The 16,981-nt window shown below is 34.8% G+C and carries 20 protein-coding genes; 7 read left to right on the forward strand and 13 right to left on the reverse strand.

Annotated features, from left to right (window positions below):
- The first annotated feature begins 269 nt into the window (after nucleotides 1-269).
- The 3 genes from B0A64_RS12000 to B0A64_RS12010 all read left to right on the forward strand — a co-directional run bounded on the left by B0A64_RS12000 (nucleotide 270) and on the right by B0A64_RS12010 (nucleotide 2,700).
- Nucleotides 270-1,466, forward strand: a complete 1,197-nt coding sequence (locus B0A64_RS12000) for an ImmA/IrrE family metallo-endopeptidase (protein WP_089479760.1) — start codon at nucleotides 270-272, stop codon at nucleotides 1,464-1,466.
- 5 nt (nucleotides 1,467-1,471) lie between these two features.
- The gene (locus B0A64_RS12005; protein WP_089479761.1) at nucleotides 1,472-2,029 is read left to right on the forward strand and encodes a hypothetical protein; all 558 of its coding nucleotides are present in this window, start codon (nucleotides 1,472-1,474) and stop codon (nucleotides 2,027-2,029) included.
- A gap of 86 nt (nucleotides 2,030-2,115) precedes the next feature.
- Complete coding sequence (locus B0A64_RS12010) at nucleotides 2,116-2,700, forward strand: AbiU2 domain-containing protein (RefSeq protein WP_089479762.1); 585 nt, start codon at nucleotides 2,116-2,118, stop codon at nucleotides 2,698-2,700.
- An 8-nt stretch (nucleotides 2,701-2,708) separates the two neighbouring features.
- On the opposite strand, the gene B0A64_RS12015 is transcribed toward B0A64_RS12010, so the two are convergent.
- The 7 genes from B0A64_RS12015 to B0A64_RS12045 form a co-directional block, all read right to left on the reverse strand.
- Nucleotides 2,709-3,584, reverse strand: a complete 876-nt coding sequence (locus tag B0A64_RS12015) for a tyrosine-type recombinase/integrase (protein ID WP_089479763.1) — start codon at nucleotides 3,582-3,584, stop codon at nucleotides 2,709-2,711.
- A gap of 10 nt (nucleotides 3,585-3,594) precedes the next feature.
- Nucleotides 3,595-4,512 carry a tyrosine-type recombinase/integrase gene (locus B0A64_RS12020; protein ID WP_089479764.1) on the reverse strand — a complete coding sequence of 306 codons (918 nt, stop codon included), beginning with the start codon at nucleotides 4,510-4,512 and terminating at the stop codon, nucleotides 3,595-3,597.
- Nucleotides 4,513-4,685: 173 nt separating this feature from the next.
- Nucleotides 4,686-6,356, reverse strand: a complete 1,671-nt coding sequence (locus B0A64_RS12025) for an RNA-dependent RNA polymerase family protein (protein ID WP_089479765.1) — start codon at nucleotides 6,354-6,356, stop codon at nucleotides 4,686-4,688.
- Nucleotides 6,357-6,360: 4 nt separating this feature from the next.
- Nucleotides 6,361-6,924 carry a hypothetical protein gene (locus B0A64_RS12030; protein ID WP_089479766.1) on the reverse strand — a complete coding sequence of 188 codons (564 nt, stop codon included), beginning with the start codon at nucleotides 6,922-6,924 and terminating at the stop codon, nucleotides 6,361-6,363.
- 364 nt (nucleotides 6,925-7,288) lie between these two features.
- The gene (locus B0A64_RS12035) at nucleotides 7,289-7,618 is read right to left on the reverse strand and encodes a hypothetical protein (RefSeq protein WP_089479767.1); all 330 of its coding nucleotides are present in this window, start codon (nucleotides 7,616-7,618) and stop codon (nucleotides 7,289-7,291) included.
- Between the two features lie 19 nt (nucleotides 7,619-7,637).
- Nucleotides 7,638-7,985 (reverse strand): hypothetical protein, encoded by a 348-nt coding sequence (locus B0A64_RS12040; protein WP_089479768.1) that lies wholly within the window; start codon nucleotides 7,983-7,985, stop codon nucleotides 7,638-7,640.
- Nucleotides 7,986-7,998: 13 nt separating this feature from the next.
- Entirely contained in the window at nucleotides 7,999-8,856 is an 858-nt protein-coding gene (locus tag B0A64_RS12045; RefSeq protein WP_089479769.1) for a hypothetical protein, read from the reverse strand.
- A gap of 173 nt (nucleotides 8,857-9,029) precedes the next feature.
- Between B0A64_RS12045 and B0A64_RS12050 the strand changes: the two genes are divergently transcribed.
- Nucleotides 9,030-9,446 carry a helix-turn-helix domain-containing protein gene (locus B0A64_RS12050; protein WP_089479770.1) on the forward strand — a complete coding sequence of 139 codons (417 nt, stop codon included), beginning with the start codon at nucleotides 9,030-9,032 and terminating at the stop codon, nucleotides 9,444-9,446.
- A 151-nt stretch (nucleotides 9,447-9,597) separates the two neighbouring features.
- Entirely contained in the window at nucleotides 9,598-9,837 is a 240-nt protein-coding gene (locus B0A64_RS12055) for a hypothetical protein (protein ID WP_089479771.1), read from the forward strand.
- A 150-nt stretch (nucleotides 9,838-9,987) separates the two neighbouring features.
- On the opposite strand, the gene B0A64_RS12060 is transcribed toward B0A64_RS12055, so the two are convergent.
- From B0A64_RS12060 to B0A64_RS12075, 4 genes are all read right to left on the reverse strand, one after another.
- Entirely contained in the window at nucleotides 9,988-10,509 is a 522-nt protein-coding gene (locus B0A64_RS12060) for a hypothetical protein (protein ID WP_123875914.1), read from the reverse strand.
- Between the two features lie 67 nt (nucleotides 10,510-10,576).
- Nucleotides 10,577-10,858: a hypothetical protein gene (locus B0A64_RS12065; RefSeq protein WP_244285398.1), complete on the reverse strand. Its 282-nt coding sequence runs from the start codon at nucleotides 10,856-10,858 to the stop codon at nucleotides 10,577-10,579.
- 85 nt (nucleotides 10,859-10,943) lie between these two features.
- Nucleotides 10,944-11,600 (reverse strand): DUF4240 domain-containing protein, encoded by a 657-nt coding sequence (locus B0A64_RS12070; RefSeq protein WP_089479774.1) that lies wholly within the window; start codon nucleotides 11,598-11,600, stop codon nucleotides 10,944-10,946.
- Nucleotides 11,601-11,629: 29 nt separating this feature from the next.
- Entirely contained in the window at nucleotides 11,630-12,850 is a 1,221-nt protein-coding gene (locus tag B0A64_RS12075) for an immunity 26/phosphotriesterase HocA family protein (RefSeq protein ID WP_089479775.1), read from the reverse strand.
- 505 nt (nucleotides 12,851-13,355) lie between these two features.
- Between B0A64_RS12075 and B0A64_RS12080 the strand changes: the two genes are divergently transcribed.
- Together B0A64_RS12080 and B0A64_RS12085 are read left to right on the forward strand one after the other, a co-directional pair.
- Nucleotides 13,356-13,745, forward strand: coding sequence for a plasmid mobilization protein (locus B0A64_RS12080; protein ID WP_089479776.1), 390 nt, complete (start codon nucleotides 13,356-13,358; stop codon nucleotides 13,743-13,745).
- Nucleotides 13,733-14,977, forward strand: coding sequence for a relaxase/mobilization nuclease domain-containing protein (locus B0A64_RS12085; protein ID WP_089479777.1), 1,245 nt, complete (start codon nucleotides 13,733-13,735; stop codon nucleotides 14,975-14,977). The genes B0A64_RS12080 and B0A64_RS12085 overlap by 13 nt, the downstream gene beginning before the upstream one ends.
- Nucleotides 14,978-15,191: 214 nt before the next feature.
- Here B0A64_RS12085 and B0A64_RS12090 read toward each other — a convergent pair whose 3' ends face one another.
- Both B0A64_RS12090 and B0A64_RS12095 read right to left on the reverse strand, forming a co-directional pair.
- The gene (locus B0A64_RS12090; protein ID WP_089479778.1) at nucleotides 15,192-15,758 is read right to left on the reverse strand and encodes an SEL1-like repeat protein; all 567 of its coding nucleotides are present in this window, start codon (nucleotides 15,756-15,758) and stop codon (nucleotides 15,192-15,194) included.
- Between the two features lie 23 nt (nucleotides 15,759-15,781).
- Nucleotides 15,782-16,981 (reverse strand): RHS repeat domain-containing protein (locus B0A64_RS12095; RefSeq protein ID WP_133083319.1); only part of this gene is annotated, 1,200 nt, incomplete at its 5' end.

Genomic DNA, 16,981 nt, shown 5'->3' on the forward strand with positions numbered 1-16,981 from the left:
TTTCCGTTGTACTTATACTTATAAGGGTCTGTAAAATTTTTCTATACAGTGAATGTCCCTTGCAAAAAATCCCTATATAAAGAACGTTCTCTTATCATTTTCCAAGCTTATGCGAAAGTATATTTAGTTTAATTATTTTCCTAATAAATTGAATTTTAATCCTTATCAAAACTTATAACTGGATATTAAAACAAAAAAGAGGGAAATTACCCTCTAAAATAAAAATATTTAATTATTTTGATTATATTTGCAGGGTAAATACCCTTAATATGGAAACAACAGATATTAATAAGCTACTCCAGTCTATTTTTTCAGAAGAAAAATACGTTGATATCAGAGAAGTATTTGAAAATAAATTATTGGAATATAATTTAAGTAAAACTAAAGCACTAAAACTCCTTAATATTGACAAAGATGTTTTTGAAGAAATAATTTCTGGAACAGCAAAACAACCTAACTTTATAAATATTGTAAAAATCTCTGAGTTTTTAAATATCGATATCAATGAATTTATAAATGTAGTTTTAAAAAACCAAAGTAGAGAAAATATTAATTCAATAGAAAATGCAAGAAAAGCAACTTTTTTAGTTAGAAATTTTGATATAAAGTCTTTAACTAAACTGGGGTTTTTTTCTAATAATGATGATACCGAAGTATTGGTTGAGAAAGTTCTATCATTTTTTGGCTTTACTTCCATTAAAGATTACGAAGAGCAACTTGACGAACCTTTATATAGCAGAGTAAAAAGAAATTTTTCAGATAAAATGAAAGATTTTTGGATTAAATCAGCTTATCAAAGTTTTAAGATTATCAATAACCCAAATGAATACAATCGTGAAAGGTTAAAAGATTTAATTGTAAAAATTAAACCTTATTCTCAGGATTTACAAAATGGCTTATTTACTGTTTGCAGAGCGTTGTATAATCTTGGAATTACAGTCATATTTCAAAATTACCTTGCTACAACACAAGTAAAGGGAGCAACATTTATTATAAATGGTAAACCCTGTATTGTGCTGACAGATTTCAATAAAAAATATCCAACATTATGGTTCACTTTAATGCATGAATTACATCATGTATTATTTGACTTTGATTTAATTGAAACAAATAGTTTTCATTTAACTGGAGACAATGATTTATTCTTAATCGAAGAAAAAGCAGATTCTTTTGCTAGAGATATGTTTTTAAGCGAAGAAAAGTTTCATTATATAAAAAAATATATCAATAATCCTTATTTGGTATCAAGGTTTGCAAAAGAAAATGAAATCCATGAGTCAATAGTTTACTCTTTTTTTACATGGTATCAAGATAAATTATACAAGAAAAGTTATCATGGAGCTTTCAGAGAATTTTATCCCGATTATTCAGAATCGTTAACGAAATTGAATCCCATTTCTTGGGATGATAAAAGTTTAAAGGAAGCTAGTGAAAAAATTAAATCCATTTTAGAAATTAAAATATAAGAGTTATGAATGAAGATGAAAATAAAAACATCAGAGACAAAAAAGACATTGAAATCTCAAAAGCTGATTTAGAAAGATTAGAAATCCTTCAAAAATCTAATGAAAAAATCGGCAGACAATTAAGTATTAACCCAGAAACAGGAAGCTTAGAGGAAATTAATGAATTGCGTGGATTAGTAAGCAAAGAATTCGAGAATCCTGAAGAAAAATATAATGTATATTATAAAGGAATTCGAAAACTTTTGATGGACTATTTGCCAAAAGGAAAAGAGTATAAAGAGATTAGAGATATTATATATGATGAGAAAAATATCTTCTTGAACAACGGAAAAAGAAAATCTGACAATAATGGGATTAGATTATCTGATGGCAGAATGACTTACCAGATGAATATGAATGAAATTTTAGAAATAATTGTAACATGGATTTCAGATTCTCAGAACCCTTTTGACATATATAAGTTGTTCTATGAATTAAATGAAAAACATGGCTATGGACACGAACAATATGATAAATCAACTTTGAATGTAGCAAATGCAATGTTGAAATTAAGCCAAAAATAAAATAATGAAACTTAGTTATTCTAGGTTTCATTATTTTAGCTCGTCAAAAAGTAGGTTAATAATCTGAATAGCAATTGAAGTCATAAATGAAAATAGAAGGCAATTACGATCTAAAAAAGAAGGATTTAAGTATTTTAATAGATAATAAGAATAAATGTAAGTCTTTAAAAATAAAACCTTTAGAAAACTTCTATGACGTTTGCATATTTAACTCTATAACTTCTTTAGATTTAGATGTAACAATTGACGGTTATTTGAACTCAAAGCATGAATGGCAAAAAAAGTTTTATATAAGATCAATTTCTCTAATTCTTAATGAGCATTTAGATAAAATACATGCATTAATGAGTTCTCATTTCTACAATTTTATTTTATCGAGCCAAATTTTTAATTCAATAAAGGATGAAATACTGAGCTATAGAACTACTTACAAAGAATTAAATAGGAAAAAACAAAGTTTGAGTAAAATCAGAAATGAACTAATTGCTCATAGAAGCAAAGATGCAGAACAGTTTATAGAATCTTTGGATAACATAAATGTGGATGATTTATTTAATTTAGCTATTGAAACTCAAACGCTTCTCAATCAGTTTACTCAACTGACTGATAAAATATTAGAACAAATTATTATTAATTTTGATCAGTTTTACAAAGAAATGAAATCAAAATAATAAATATATCAGATATTCGGAAAATACCTGTTTATAAGCTCCCTCTGATGTGAGCTGTTCACTTTGATATACTTCTCAGTCGTGCCTGGCCATTTATGCCCAGCCAGTTCCTGAACTCTTTCCAATGGAATGCTTTTCTCGTTAAGCCAGTTGCAGATCACACTCATTCTAATAGTCTGCGGGTTTAGTTTTCTGTCTGGGAATAATCCTCTTAACGGCTCAATCATGGCATGAATGCTGTTCACCACAATGGGCTGTCCAAGTTTTGTCAATATGAATTTATCACTTCTCCCGCGAAGTAAAGCAGGGCGGGTTTCATTTATGTAAGTATGAAACAGTATCATCTGTTTTGAAACTAGTTCCAGCGTTCTTTTATTGAGATTGGCAGAACCTTTAATATAAACTGTGCCGTTATCCAGATCAATATCCTTTAGAGACAACCTTGCTATTTCATCGCTTGCCAGCCCCTGATAGATTAAAAGGGAAATCAGAACATTGTTTCTTGTATCAAGATGCTTGTAGCGGTTCTCGCGTTCCATTAAAAGCTGTAATTCCATTGAGTTGAATAAATCCTGAACCTGTATGGTCTGGTTGCCCTTAATCTTAATATTAAGCTTTCTGCATGGATGGTCATTTCTGTAGCCGTACATTACAAGATAGTCGTAATATTTTTTAACGGCTGAGAGTATTCTGATTCGGTACTGCACGTTGGACTGCTTCTGGCTTACTTTATCCATGTACTTTACTATATCCTTATACTGGTATCTTTTAGCCTTTGGATTAGTCTTTAAAAAATGGTTTATCGTATAGAGATAGCTCTGCGCTGTCTTTTCAGCTACAATTCCTCTGAGGTAATTTTCCAGATCAGGTTTCTTGTTTTCCATAGCTGTAGTTTTAAAAGGTTACGACTGGTTTGCGTTTTTTGTTCTGCACCGCATAAATATATGTGGTATTGATCTGCGTATGTCCCAGAAAACTTCGTATAAAGTCAATTCCCGCGTTATTCTCTGCCAGATGATAGGCAATGCTGTGGCGCAGGCAGTGAAGCGTGATTTCTTTCTGGATTAGCTCGAATTTTCCTGTCTGCTCTATCATCTTATTTAAAATCTCATTGAGATTTTCTCCTGTCGATCTTCTGCCTCTGCTGTTGATAAAAAAGGCTTCCTCATTCTGGTTTCTTCCTGTCAGCCTTTCAGGCCTTTCATCCCTGACATATTTTTTCAGGTACTGCAGAACAGTGTCGCTCATTGGAACTTCACGCCTCTTGTTTCCTTTTCCCTGTCTGACAACCAGCATTCCTTTTATAAGGTTCACATCTTTCAGATCAAGGCTGGCAATCTCTGATCTTCTGAGTCCGCAACCGTAGGCAATGGAAAGCAGGGCTTTTTCCATTTCATTTTCGGCATGATGGTACACCAGTTTTATTTCTTCTATTGTGAGAATGTTTCTGGGTTTCTGCGTTCCTCCTGTGATTGACGGTATGTAATAGGCATTTTGGATCTCTTTGTTTTCCAGCAGATAAACCTGAAAAAGCCCCTGCACAAAAAGATGCAGTTTGATTGTTTTTTCAGCCAGAATGCCATTTCCTCTTTTCTTTGGTCTTGAAGAAAGATAATCCAGATACCTCACAGATTCTTTGGAGGCCACATTCTGGATTCTGCTGATTCCCGCCTGTTCAAGCCAGACCAGAAATTCCGTTATGATGTTTTTATAGAGATTTGACCGTCCCTGCTTGTAATTCCTGACTTTTACAAATTCTCCGAATGCCACTGTGAGCCTTAGAAATTCCCTGCTTTGTATCGTTTTTTTCATTGTCTTTTAATTTAATTAAACGCTGTTTTTTTGAGTGATGAAAACGAACGCTTGCACACTCCGCGGAACGCGGAACACCAGTATCGTATTGCCAGTGTTTTCAAGGCTTCCAGTGTTCCGCTGGCGTTCCGTGGTGTTCCACTTTTCTAGTTTTCTTCTGATTTTTTGTTTTTTTAGAACTCTTCAAGCTGTCTGTGCAGTTCTTTTCTGATTCTGGTCTTTAGTTTTTCCATATCATCCCAGTAGGAGATTATAAATTTAAAGCCCCTGTTAAATGAACCTTCGACAGGCTGGATGTATTCCAATTCCTGCAGTAACTCCATGTATCTGAAAGCAGATGTTTTGCTGATATTCAGACCCTGTCTGATCTCTCTTGCCGTGAACTTTTTTGATGTTCCTTCTTTCTGCTTTTTTATAAAATCTTTCAGGTTCTCAAAAAACTGTCTGGTGCTTTTATCAAGCTCGTCCACTTTGATGATAATGGAACTGAAGAAAACATCTACGGCTGATTTTATATCAGCTTTGTCGGTGATCAGCCTTCCCTTATTGTCGGTTTTTCTCTGGTACTGGTGCAGAATTGTAATCTGGCAGACAAAGTTTTGGAACTGCGAGTTCAGCCTTCTGAGCATTCTGGCTTCCAATGGAAGGCTCAGCTTATCGGCAAAGGGATTTACAACCTCATAGGATTTAAGCACGCGCATCACATTTCTTAAAAGCTGTTTTGCCTGCTCTTCCTTTTCACTGTCCGCTTGTCCTGCTGTTTTAAGATTCTGCTTTTTAATGATTCTAAGCGTCTGCTCCTGGCTTTCATCCACACCCAGAATCACAGAACGGCTCATATTGTCGTAGTAAACCTCAGCTTTTGTGGTTGTGGTCAGGCTGGCAAAGTGCGCCTGAACCTGCTTGATTCTTCCCCTGTTGTTTCCGAAAATATCCTTTACCACAGTGGAGCTGGTCAGGAACTTGGCAGACTGCATTTCCCTGAAGGCATACTGCGCCTCTTCATCAAGCCCGTCAAAATCCTGAATAATAATCAGCTTGTTGATCAGTTCCTTATCCCTGTAATGGTAAAGAGATTTGCTTGTAATGCGTGTCATGTTCATCACATCCTCCTGAGGCATGCATCCTGCAATCCCGTTTATCAGGTGGCTTTTTCCCTCACCGCTTGATCCCTGAACAAGCCCGTGCATCAGGTACGGCATTTTATAGCTCGATGCCAGTATAAAAAGCAAAATCCTATTTTCTTCTTCCCCAACGATGCCGTTCTGTTCCAAGAGCCTGTCTATATTTTCAAGCAGTTTTGGTTTTGCGAGAAATGAGACCGTATTTTCCTGCGCCTGTGGCGTAAGCTCTTTTTCGGCGAAACGTTCCGCAATCGGATTTATTTCAGCCTCAAAAAGCGATTCCCTGTGATGTTCCAGAAGATCGGTAAGCGTTACCAGATCTTTTTCAAGGCTGTCATAATCAAAACCCTGCTTTTCGGATAAGTCCGTGCACTGGCTCTGCACTCCTGCAAAATCGAACAGGTCGATTTTAAGCCTGTGCTTTCTGTTGGTATTGTATTCCACAATCTGAAGCGAAATCCTGAGATTCCCCAAGTCCATCGGCAGGTTTCCCAGAACAAAGAAAGTCCCCGAGAGGCCTTTGTAGCTGATTTTGTAGCCGTTTACAATCTGCAGTCCTTCGCCTGCTTTTTCCGTTTTTGCGCTTTTTAAAAGATTCGATATCCCTTCCGCTCCATAATTGACCCACATGTCATTCAGACTGTGCCCCTCGGGAAGTTCCGCTATTGAAAGCGGAACGTCTGGTCTTGCCTCCTGCATTTGTAATCTGATCTTCTCCATTTTCTCACCGCTTAAAGATTACTATTGATTCCAGTCCATTCAATGATTTGATAATTTCAATATGCTCATCGAGCAGTTCACCGTCATGAAGTGCAATGACCGCTTCCCTCTGATCCAGTATTCTGCTCTGCATCAGGCTGGCGCAGTCAATGACAGTCGGCGCCAGATAGAGCTTTCGGGTAAGCGGATGAGGATATGCAGGATAGACTCCCTTCTGGTTTAGATATTCCTCCCGAGGGCTGTCCAGATCAAAACGGAGCGCAAAATAATTTACGATCGCACTGTCTCTGTCCAGCAGGGGGAATATAAGCCCGTATCGTCCGAAGACGGTATAGGCAGTCAGAGAATCATCCCGCACTCCTGCATCACTCTTGGTTATGACTCCAAGCTCCTCAAACCTTTCTTTGGATTTAAGGGTCTTGCGGTGGTGGAACTGTCCCGAATTAAAGCCTATTCTCAGGTCTGAATATTCCAGTCCGATGCTTTTCAGGTAAGCTTTAGGCTTTACGGCCTTTGCGCTTCTGATGCCTGTTTCAAATGAACGGAACAGCGATTCTAAACTTTCCATATGCTTTAATTTTTTTAATTGGTTTCTGCGCTGTTATAAACACAGCGATGCCCTGCCTGAAATAATCTTTCAGGCGGAAGTGCGGTATGGGCGTTAATTATAGGCCGTCTGTGACAGGGAACGGCCATTTATGAGAATAGAAATCTATAGATGGATTTCTACTGCAAAGATAAACCAGATTCCAATGCGCATCCTGCTCAAAATTTGGTGGGGATAAATGCAAAGATAATCGGTATTGCTTTCATTTTCAATGGTAAAATATACCTGTGAAAGCCGTAGAACGTAGTTATGTGGTTCAGGCAAAGATAAAGTTATTTCGCCTGATTGTCATGGACATAATATGCACATGAAAGCTGTTTTAGCATCACTGGGAAGACTGCTCGGTTTCCCTGTTCTCATTCACCATTTTATATATTTCATCCAGAACTTCTATTTCAGCCCTTGGAATCAGCTGAAGGGCAAGCTCCAGAACAGAGCCTATGTATATTTCCCTGTTATCAAGCTCGTCCGAATATATGATATGCAGGCACATTCTAATGAGATTCACTCCAAGACACGTCATATCCGTGTATCCGTAAAATCTTATCTCGCGTATTGATTCCCCCTCTTTGTCCTGAATGGGTTTCAAAAGCTTAAAATGATAAGATGCAAAATCTTTAAATTCTTCCAGTGTTTTTATTTTATCCGTTTCCATAATTTTGAAATATTAAAATTTACTCTTGCTGTTCTGTTTCTTCATTATTTTCTGAAAACAGATCCGTAATCTCATTTAAAAATTCAAATTCGTCAACTGGAAACAGCTGAAGAGCAATTCCCAGTATAAGCCCCACATCAATGTATTGGTTTTCGATTGTAGGCGGAACTTCTGCGCTGTCATGATCTAAAGCGATAATGCACAGCTTCATAAGATTTCTGACAACAGAACCGAGTTCGCAATAGCCATAAACCCTGATCTCTGCATTATACATGCCTCTTTTGTCGTCAGCTGGTTTCAGGGCATTAAGCAGTTTTCCGCTTAACGCCCTGATGTCTCCCAGTTTTTTGATTTTATCGGTTTCCATAACTTCATTTTCTTTATGCTGATAAAACTTCCTGCTGATGGATTCCCTCAAGCCTTTCAAGTTCCTTCTGGATCATGGCTTCCGCTTTTTTCATAAAATCACGGCATCTGCCTTCCATTATTCCATAGTAATCGTAACCATAACTGTTGCTTCTGCTGAATCGAAGCGTGTTTGGATTCTTTTTCAAAATCTTGAACATATTTTTTTCATCACTGCTGTTTCGGGGAAAATATTCCGAAGTCAGGCTTGTGAAGTATTCGCACAGCTCAAATAAGTAGCCCAGTGAGAAGTGGTTCGGGGTATATCCCAGAAATACCCTTATAAGGGAAAGGCAGGTCTGTTCTACTATCTGATGAAGGGAACACATTCTGGCTTCATAGGAGAAATACTGGTCGTTATTATAGATGAGATCCCAGATCGATTCACTAACATTTCTTCTGTCTCCTGCGTATGCTGAAGTGCTTTTCACATATCTCTTTTCTGGATTCTTAGCCCAGATTATAGGCGATCTGTACGCATCTATATGAATCCTCTGCGCATTTTTAAAAATGTTCCAGAAGAAATACTGCTGGTCTCCGTATAATTTGACGATGTTTCTCAGGCGGTGCATGAGAATGGTTACCGTTATCTGGCCTCTTGATCTGCTCTTAATTTTATCGGTAAGGTCATTGCCGATATTATCCTCGAACTCTTCGGCTATAACCAGCAGATAAAGATGGACATGCTTTTCTTTCTGAGCGGGCTTCTGGAAAGGCTCATTAAAAGTATAACTGCTTTTCTTCTCTGCAAAACAGTAAATGCCAATTGGATCGATGTTCTGTGAAATAACTCGATAGATTAAATCGGATGCGGTGTTTTGAATTGCTTTCATAATTTTACTCGTTTTAGTTAATACTTGTCTGAAAAATTGTATTTTTGTTTAACACACAGGCAAGTAAGCAATTACTTGTACCGTACGGCATCAAATTTTACCGTACCGTACATGAGATTTTTTGTATCATACATGAATCCCTCTTTTTTATTCTTAATTATTATCTTTGAGCTATGAGTACATTAACAAAACCAAACCACATGGGGCGCAAGATCAGCCGTATCCGTGAACTGAAAGACATGAAGCAGGAAGCACTCGCACAGGCTATGGGAACAAACCAGCAGACTGTTTCGATATTAGAAAATAGTGAAGAAATAGATGATGAAAAATTGGCAGAAGTAGCAAAAGCCTTAGGAGTAAGCGTGGAAGCAATAAAAAATTTTTCTGATGAAGGCGTGATTAATTATTTCAACACTTTTAGTGACAACAGTATTAATCAAGGACCAATAGGTAACCAAAATATTTGTCATTTTAATCCTCTTGACAAACTAGTTGAAGTTTACGAAGAAAATAAAAAACTGTACGAAAGATTATTGAAATCTGAACAAGACAAAATTGAATTTTTGGAAAAATTACTAAAAGCTAAATAAGCTTCTATAAAAGATATATTAATTCACACAAAAAGAGACCGTAGGTCTCTTTTTGTTTCGAAATTTTTTTTAAAAAACATTTCATATTTTCATTATTGAATCTTTCTGTACTAAAAAACTCTTTTGCAATTAGAAACGAAACAACCAACCAATGGAAAAAATCAGAATAACTAAATACAACATCAAGAACTGGCCAAAATATGAAATGCTACTTAATGATGGAAAAATTAAATTTGACTCAAATGGTCGACTGCGATATTTGCATGGTGCACCTGTTGGAGATTTAATCCAATGGCAAAAAGCTAAAAAAGGACAATCAATTTTTCAAGAAATTTCAGAAGAATGGTTTGACCCAGAAAGTCAAAAAGCAAAAGATTTTATTTGGCCTTAATGAACTATAGTCGATATTGTCGAATACATTTATTACTAAATCATTCCGCCCTCCTTAGGAAAAGTTTCATCTATCCGATCTATTGAATATTTTACTTTATATAAATTATTAGTATTTTGCACATCCGATACAAAAGTTTTTGGGCTTAATTTATTTGAATATTCTTTTTAACATTGTCCAAAAATCATTTTCTGCGAAATTATTTTTTTGATTCTGTTTTACAAATTCTGGAGCTTTTACTTGTTTCTTGAGTTCCGCAAGAAATTGAGGCGTATCTTCGATCAACATTTCTCTTGTGTATTTCATTTGGTCATCAATATAATAAACCAAAGCACCACTTAGATCAATCAATGCTACAGAAATAAGTCCGACACAAGCACCTGCTGAAAAGTCTGCACCCCAAACAAATGAAATAGCAGTATCTTGATTTGTTAAGTCAGGTTCAATCCATTTTGTTTCTTGTTCTGACATTAAATCATTCGCTTCATTAACATAAGTTTCGAAATAAGTTTTATAGCCATTTATGCTGCATTCAATACCATCATCTCCAAGCTTTCTTTCAAGATCATCAAATATTTGAAAGTCATAGCCAAGTTTTTGAATCTGTTCCTGAATTTGTCCGTTGGTTGGCAACTCTATCTTTCTAAGAAAAGCAATTTGGGTCATTGACATAATTTGGTTGTTTTAAGTAATCTATAATAGCTGTTTTACGTATTTGTATTTCATTAATTTTAAAAACCTACGCGTCAAATTCTGCATAATAAATAATTCTTTCGACCTTTTTAGCATCGGATTTGAATTCTTCAAGTTTTAATAAATCTTCGTAAAAATCTTTTAAAACAAATATTTCTAAAAAATAGTCAAATCCTGGGCATTTTTCTTCAGCTAATTCAGTTGATTTGATTTCCATTTCTTCAACTGTCAATTTTAAAACTAAAGCTTCTGAGTCTGGCTGAAATTTCCCATTTCTTCTTTTAGCATAAATTGAATACATAAACTCCTCAGTATCCTTATAATCCATACAGTTTATAATTGCTTGGCTTAATATCATATTTTCTACGATGTTTGTTTTGTTTACTTCATTTCATATATATGGGCAGTTTTTTTCAATTAAAAAGCCTCCACAATTTAGGATAAGTTCTCGGTAGATCTTCCTCTTTCCAATCCACGCCTTTTGTTGGCGGTGCCCCAAAATCATAGTCTAAACCTTTTAGAATTGCCACATCTCTTGGAAAGCTTTCATCTTCCTCTTTTATGCCTGTCCTTATTTTATAGGCCGATGTCGCAACATACAGCAAACCTTCAAAATAAAAATCATCGTCTTGAGCAATTCTGTCTGACAAAAAATCAGGATTTCTAATAGTTCCCTTATAAATTTCTTCCCCTTTTCCAATTAGCCAACAGCGAAAATATAGATAACTGTCATCAGACACATAATCTTCAATAATTTTTTGAGCAGCCATTGTTTTAAAATCGTCAGCTTGGATAATGAGCTGTCTTAGAATTATTTCAAATTCAATAATTTGCTCAGGAGAATAAGCTGATAATTTTTCAACAATAATTTTTTCCTTTTCTAATTTATCATTCTTGGAATTTGCAATTGAATAATCTATTATTTTCCAGAATTCATCCTTATCCATTTTATCACTTTTTACAAATTCTAAAACTATTTTATTGGATTTTTCTATGTCATTTTTATTTGTATGCTGGCATGAAATAATTGTAAACATTAGAAATGCCACTATGAACTTAACTTTTTTCATTCTTTTTTCTCAATAAAATCTTATGTAATTCATTTTAAATTTTCTAAAATCTTCGAAGTTGATTCAATACCAGCTATCTTACAGTTTTCATCGTAACTTAAATTTGAATTTAATCCAAACTCTGTCATAATTTCATTCTTTAACGTATCATTTTTTGGATTTCTTAAATCAAATTCAGTTTTGTAATATGGATCACCATTGAAATCAAAAACATTATTATTCTTAATCGTTTCAATAATATCGGTTTTGTAATAATGAGTGCTGAAACCGCAAGAATAATATCCGTAAGGATTTGACATAAATCTTGAAGCACTATCTTCAGGCAGGAAAATATTTTCCCCACTTATATATTTATTGAATTTAGTCAAAGGAAGTTCTTTATGGATAAATCCCCATTGCAAAAAAACATTTGCACTTCCATAACTAATACTTCTACCATAAGAGATAGGGAACTCAAATTCACTATCTTCTAACTTTTTATTTCCAATAATTTCATATTCTCCATAATGCAGATGATTGTCCATCATAAAATCAGACGGCAAGGCTGTCAAGTTTTCCAAAATTTTAATATCTATATTTTTCTTCGTTGAAATATATGGATACAACTTAACTAAAACAGGAGTTCCCATTAATAGAGTTAATCCGTGACTTTTTTCAAGGATATTATTTTTTCTCAGCTTAGTAATATCTAATAAAACTCTTCCAAAACTATAATTTGTTCTATCAACTTTATATGAAAAAAAATCACCCGATTTATATTTTACATTTTGCTTATTAGCATTTTTGAATTTACTGATCTCTCGTAAATGATTCTCGTTAGAATTATTTATAAAGTTTTCAATCCAATAGCTCAATTTATTTTCTTTCCTTTTTTTTCTGTCTTCCCAATAGCTCGAAAAAAAAGTCGTTTTAGTACTGTGATTGCCAATCCAGAAATCTCCGAAAACATTTAAGGAAACATATACGCCAATAGGAGTTTTTGTAGACAAAACTGAAGCAGTTAATTTCTGTTCCTTTCCTTTAGCTGTCTTCGGAACTAAAATCTCTCTATTTTTGGTTATTTCATTATACTGGGTCTCTATGTACTGATTTGAAGTTGATATAATATGTCTTTTAATGATATTGTCTTCAAAATATAAAATACTTGGTTCGCGGTAAGTATCTCCTTTTAAAATCACTTTTTCCCAATTAGGTTTTATTTCTTCCAGCCCAAGATATTCTCTTTCCCTATTTGACAATTCAAAATTCATCACGTTTTTAGTTTTAAGTAAAACAGCTTACTATTAATTTATAAAACAACTAAAATAGTATTTTTAAAATCTCAAAATCAATAATTAAAGATATAAGTTTTCATTTTTTAACAGAAAAAAGCAAAGCAAGTTATTGGACACAGCCAGAGAAGTGCGCATAACATTTTTCTTCGTTCCTCAAAAAATGCCCTTCGGGACTTATAGCACTTCAACTGTCTGAATGTCCAATTAAAGACTGCTTTCTTTTTTTCCTTTTTCTTTTTTTAAGCATTTATCTATTGTAACAGCCTACAGCTATCATGACCATATTTTACGCAGGATAGATTCAAATATTTTCGTTAAATTAGAAGCCTGCTTTTAAAATTCTCCAAAGATTGCCACGTTCCTGCAATCAGCAAGATGAACGGTTGTCTGACAACCGCCTATCTTGCCACCCATTGCCTCGGAACTCGGCGGCGGAGAAACTTAAAAGAAGAGAGTTTGAAAACAATGAAAAGGAAAAATGATGGAAAGAGAAAATTCAAACAGATCACGCAGGATAACCCTGCGCCTGACAGAGAAAGAGTATGCAAAAATTGAAAGCCAGTTCAAGGCCAGCACCTGCAGAAAATTAAGCGACTATGTTCGCCGACACTTATTTAGCAGACCGATCATAAGCACTTACCGAAACCAGTCTTTAGACGAGCTTATGGAAGAAACCGTAGTACTTTCTTCTGAGCTCCGAACCATTGGCAACAACATAAACCAGATTGCCAGAAAAGTAAATACGCTGAAAATGATTCCCGATTTCAAAGGGCATCTGTATCTGTTTGAGGTGCAGAGAAAAAAGCTTTTTGATAAAATGGAAGAAGTTTCACGCCACACCCAGAAAATATCTGAGCGATGGTTGCAGTGATCAAAACCAGCCGTTCAATAAACAGTATTCTGAACTATAACGAAAACAAAGTTAAGGAAGAAAAAGGTGAGTGCATCAGTGCTGTTAACTATCCATTAGAACTGGATAAATTAAACTTTACCCAGAAACTGAACCGTTTTTTAAATCTCGCTTCTCTGAATGAAAATGCAAAGCGCAACAGCGTTCATATCTCGCTTAATTTTGATCCTTCTGAAAATCATTCCAAAGAAAAGCTGATTGAAATCGCAGAAACTTATATGGAAAAAATAGGTTTTGGAAAACAGCCTTATCTAGTCTACCAGCATTACGATGCGGGGCATCCCCATCTGCATGTGGTTACAAACAACATCCAGAGAAACGGAAAAAGAATCGATCTGCATCATTTAGGAATAAGAAAATCAGAACCTGCACGGAAAGAAATTGAAGAAATGTTTGGACTTGTAAAAGCTGAAGGAAGAAAACAGAAAGAAAACTTTTCATTAAATCCGATAGATGTCGGCAGAGTCCAATACGGAAAAGCAGAGTCCAGAAAGGCTATCAATTCAGTTTTAAATCAGGTGTTGTTTGACTATAAATATTCAAGTCTGCCTGAACTCAACGCGGTTTTAAATCTTTATAATGTCCATGCTGACAGAGGTAGCGAGGAATCGAGAGTTTATAAAAATAATGGACTGCTTTACAAGATACTTGACCAGAATTCAAAACCGATAGGCGTTCCGATAAAAGCCAGCGAATTCTACAGCAGACCTACTTTAAAATTTCTGGAGGAAAAATTCAAGGTAAACGAAACAAAGAAGCAATACTGCAAAAGCTACCTTAGAAATTCTTTGAGACAGGTTTTTTTTGATGAAAGAATAACTTCTGTAGAGAGATTATCCGAAAGGCTCAAAGATGAAGCCATTCATACTATTTTAAGAAAAAGCAGTGAGGGAAAGCTTTATGGAATCACTTTTGTAGACTTTAAAACACAGTCGGTTGTCAATGGAAGCAGTCTTGGAAAAGAATTCAGTGCAAAGGGAATTCAGGAAAGTTGCGCAATGAATATTCTTGCACTAGAAAGGAAATACCAAAAGTCAATTTCAACAGCTTCAGAGAGCGTGAAAGATTTTGAATTAAAAGAGTATGTAAAAGAAAATCTGGCAGACATTCTTCTTCGCGGAGAAAATATAAATGATTATGTTTCGAAACAGTTTAAACAGAAAAAGAAAAAGAGACTTTATAAAGGGATTTAAAATAGTTAAGGGTACAAAATTGCCCCCTTAACTATGCCTCCAATTTTTGTTTGCACATCTAGGTAGCCAGTAACACTGTTTTATGTTCTATTGAGACGTCCTAGCAAATACAGGATAATCTGAGTTATATTTTAAACCGTTTGGTACATTTTAACATGCTATAAAAGCAAAAGCCACTCCGTTATGGAATGGCTTTGTTTATCTTTATGTCTAGTTATTCTAAAATTCCTCCACTTAATTTCTTCGCTGCTTGTAATAGGGAATTACCAAGTGTGGTATTTTTAGTTAAATATTTACCTTCCAAATAATATTTACCTAGAATATATTTAGCGTTTGGATGTTCTTTATCAGAAGCTTTTTCTAGATAATGTATAGCCATTTTTCTACTCTCTTCATCTAAAAAATCAATTTCAGGTAAGCTTGTGGATGAATTTTTTTTATCCAATCCTGCTAATGCCATAAATACATTTAATGATGCTTCTGAGTAATTCCATTTGTTTGAAACAATGATTGAATAAATTAATACATTATTATATGTTTCAACCTTTACAATACTATCATAAAAGTTTTTATCAAACTTATCTATTAATCTTTCTTTAAATTTTGGATTTAAATTCTCCTCACTTTGTGCTTCAGTTAGGTGCGTGTCATTAAATTCAGCAACATACTTTCTTTCATAATCTCTGACTGCTAAATTAGTAACATAATCAGTGTAGTATTTTAATGCTATCACTAAAATTATTAGACTAAGAGCAATGCCTAAAAACAATTTTCTTTTCATGATTCTTTAAAATTAAATTTTTCTTACTTAGGTTCTGCAATATCTTTTAAAGTTACTGGGTCAATTTCTACAGGTTGCCAATTCCATGGTCGACTACCTACTTTTTCACCACCTCTATATATATTCCACACTCCTTTTTCATGCTTGTTTGAGCCACTAAAAAACATACCAGAATCATTATCACTTGAAGGTGAAACATTCCTTGTTGGTCCAACAAAAATTACATTCGATAATTCTTCAATACCAGAAGCCTTTTCAAGAATTCCTCCTTCTGCTCCATTTCTGCATGCATAAGAAATAAAAGTTCCTCCATCTCTTTTTATTTCAACCCATCTTTCACCTACTGATGATTTGGTTAAAAAATTGTCAAGACCATCTGCAAATATTCTAGTACCATCCTTTTTGGTTCCTCTATAAGTTAAATGTCCATTATATCCGTGTCCAAAAAATCTTAATGCGTCATCCGTTACATTATCCATTAATGCATATGCTGTTCTTACCAAACTTTGCTCCGCTACAGTACGTTTTGAGTATGTCTTATGAAAACCATTCAAAAAAGCTGGTGGTTTTCCATTAATAGAATTGGTGTGATAAGCAATTGCATCTGCCTGATTTGATATTTCACCTGTATCCTTATTTGTATATTCTCCCGTATCCCAATCGTAATATATTCCTGATTGTCCTGCTCGTGGAGCCATTCCATCGGGGTCGATAAAATAAACAGGATTATTAAACGCATAATTATAGGGACTAAACCTTCTCATTTGTTCTGCCAGAGGGTCAATATTCATCCAACGCCCGAGTGCAGGGTCATAATTACGTGCACTATAGTCATAAACATTAAGCTGTAACTCATCCTGAAGCTCCTTTCCATTGTACTTATAATTATATCCAATTTGCTTACTATCTGAATTATACCCCTCATGTTTGAGCCCAAAAGGATAATAATTATTCTCCTCAATAATTTCAAGAACTTGGGTTTGTGGGTTTTTAGCATAACTTAACCGTACGTTGCCTAAATGGTCTTTGTACTGAAACACATACGAAAAAACTCCACTCTCCTTTTTTACATACCCCTCTGCCGTTGGAAAAAATTGTAAGGTTGGCGTGGTTGGAACCTTTTCATTTATCTGTTGTGCTGCTAACGCGCTAAAACGATTCGTTTCTACTGGCGGAGGCGGATCTGTTCCATCAATAGGAGGATCATTAGGATCTTGTGGATC

Source organism: Flavobacterium araucananum (assembly GCF_002222055.1).
Lineage (GTDB): Bacteria > Bacteroidota > Bacteroidia > Flavobacteriales > Flavobacteriaceae > Flavobacterium > Flavobacterium araucananum.

Bases quoted from the DNA above. Each gene is read 5' to 3' on its own strand.
- B0A64_RS12000 (WP_089479760.1), top strand. From the start codon at position 270: ATGGAAACAACAGATATTAATAAGCTACTCCAGTCTATTTTTTCAGAA.
- B0A64_RS12005 (WP_089479761.1), top strand. From the start codon at position 1,472: ATGAATGAAGATGAAAATAAAAACATCAGAGACAAAAAAGACATTGAA.
- B0A64_RS12010 (WP_089479762.1), top strand. From the start codon at position 2,116: ATGAAAATAGAAGGCAATTACGATCTAAAAAAGAAGGATTTAAGTATT.
- B0A64_RS12015 (WP_089479763.1), bottom strand. From the start codon at position 3,584: ATGGAAAACAAGAAACCTGATCTGGAAAATTACCTCAGAGGAATTGTA.
- B0A64_RS12020 (WP_089479764.1), bottom strand. From the start codon at position 4,512: ATGAAAAAAACGATACAAAGCAGGGAATTTCTAAGGCTCACAGTGGCA.
- B0A64_RS12025 (WP_089479765.1), bottom strand. From the start codon at position 6,356: ATGGAGAAGATCAGATTACAAATGCAGGAGGCAAGACCAGACGTTCCG.
- B0A64_RS12030 (WP_089479766.1), bottom strand. From the start codon at position 6,924: ATGGAAAGTTTAGAATCGCTGTTCCGTTCATTTGAAACAGGCATCAGA.
- B0A64_RS12035 (WP_089479767.1), bottom strand. From the start codon at position 7,618: ATGGAAACGGATAAAATAAAAACACTGGAAGAATTTAAAGATTTTGCA.
- B0A64_RS12040 (WP_089479768.1), bottom strand. From the start codon at position 7,985: ATGGAAACCGATAAAATCAAAAAACTGGGAGACATCAGGGCGTTAAGC.
- B0A64_RS12045 (WP_089479769.1), bottom strand. From the start codon at position 8,856: ATGAAAGCAATTCAAAACACCGCATCCGATTTAATCTATCGAGTTATT.
- B0A64_RS12050 (WP_089479770.1), top strand. From the start codon at position 9,030: ATGAGTACATTAACAAAACCAAACCACATGGGGCGCAAGATCAGCCGT.
- B0A64_RS12055 (WP_089479771.1), top strand. From the start codon at position 9,598: ATGGAAAAAATCAGAATAACTAAATACAACATCAAGAACTGGCCAAAA.
- B0A64_RS12060 (WP_123875914.1), bottom strand. From the start codon at position 10,509: ATGTCAATGACCCAAATTGCTTTTCTTAGAAAGATAGAGTTGCCAACC.
- B0A64_RS12065 (WP_244285398.1), bottom strand. From the start codon at position 10,858: ATGGATTATAAGGATACTGAGGAGTTTATGTATTCAATTTATGCTAAA.
- B0A64_RS12070 (WP_089479774.1), bottom strand. From the start codon at position 11,600: ATGAAAAAAGTTAAGTTCATAGTGGCATTTCTAATGTTTACAATTATT.
- B0A64_RS12075 (WP_089479775.1), bottom strand. From the start codon at position 12,850: ATGAATTTTGAATTGTCAAATAGGGAAAGAGAATATCTTGGGCTGGAA.
- B0A64_RS12080 (WP_089479776.1), top strand. From the start codon at position 13,356: ATGGAAAGAGAAAATTCAAACAGATCACGCAGGATAACCCTGCGCCTG.
- B0A64_RS12085 (WP_089479777.1), top strand. From the start codon at position 13,733: ATGGTTGCAGTGATCAAAACCAGCCGTTCAATAAACAGTATTCTGAAC.
- B0A64_RS12090 (WP_089479778.1), bottom strand. From the start codon at position 15,758: ATGAAAAGAAAATTGTTTTTAGGCATTGCTCTTAGTCTAATAATTTTA.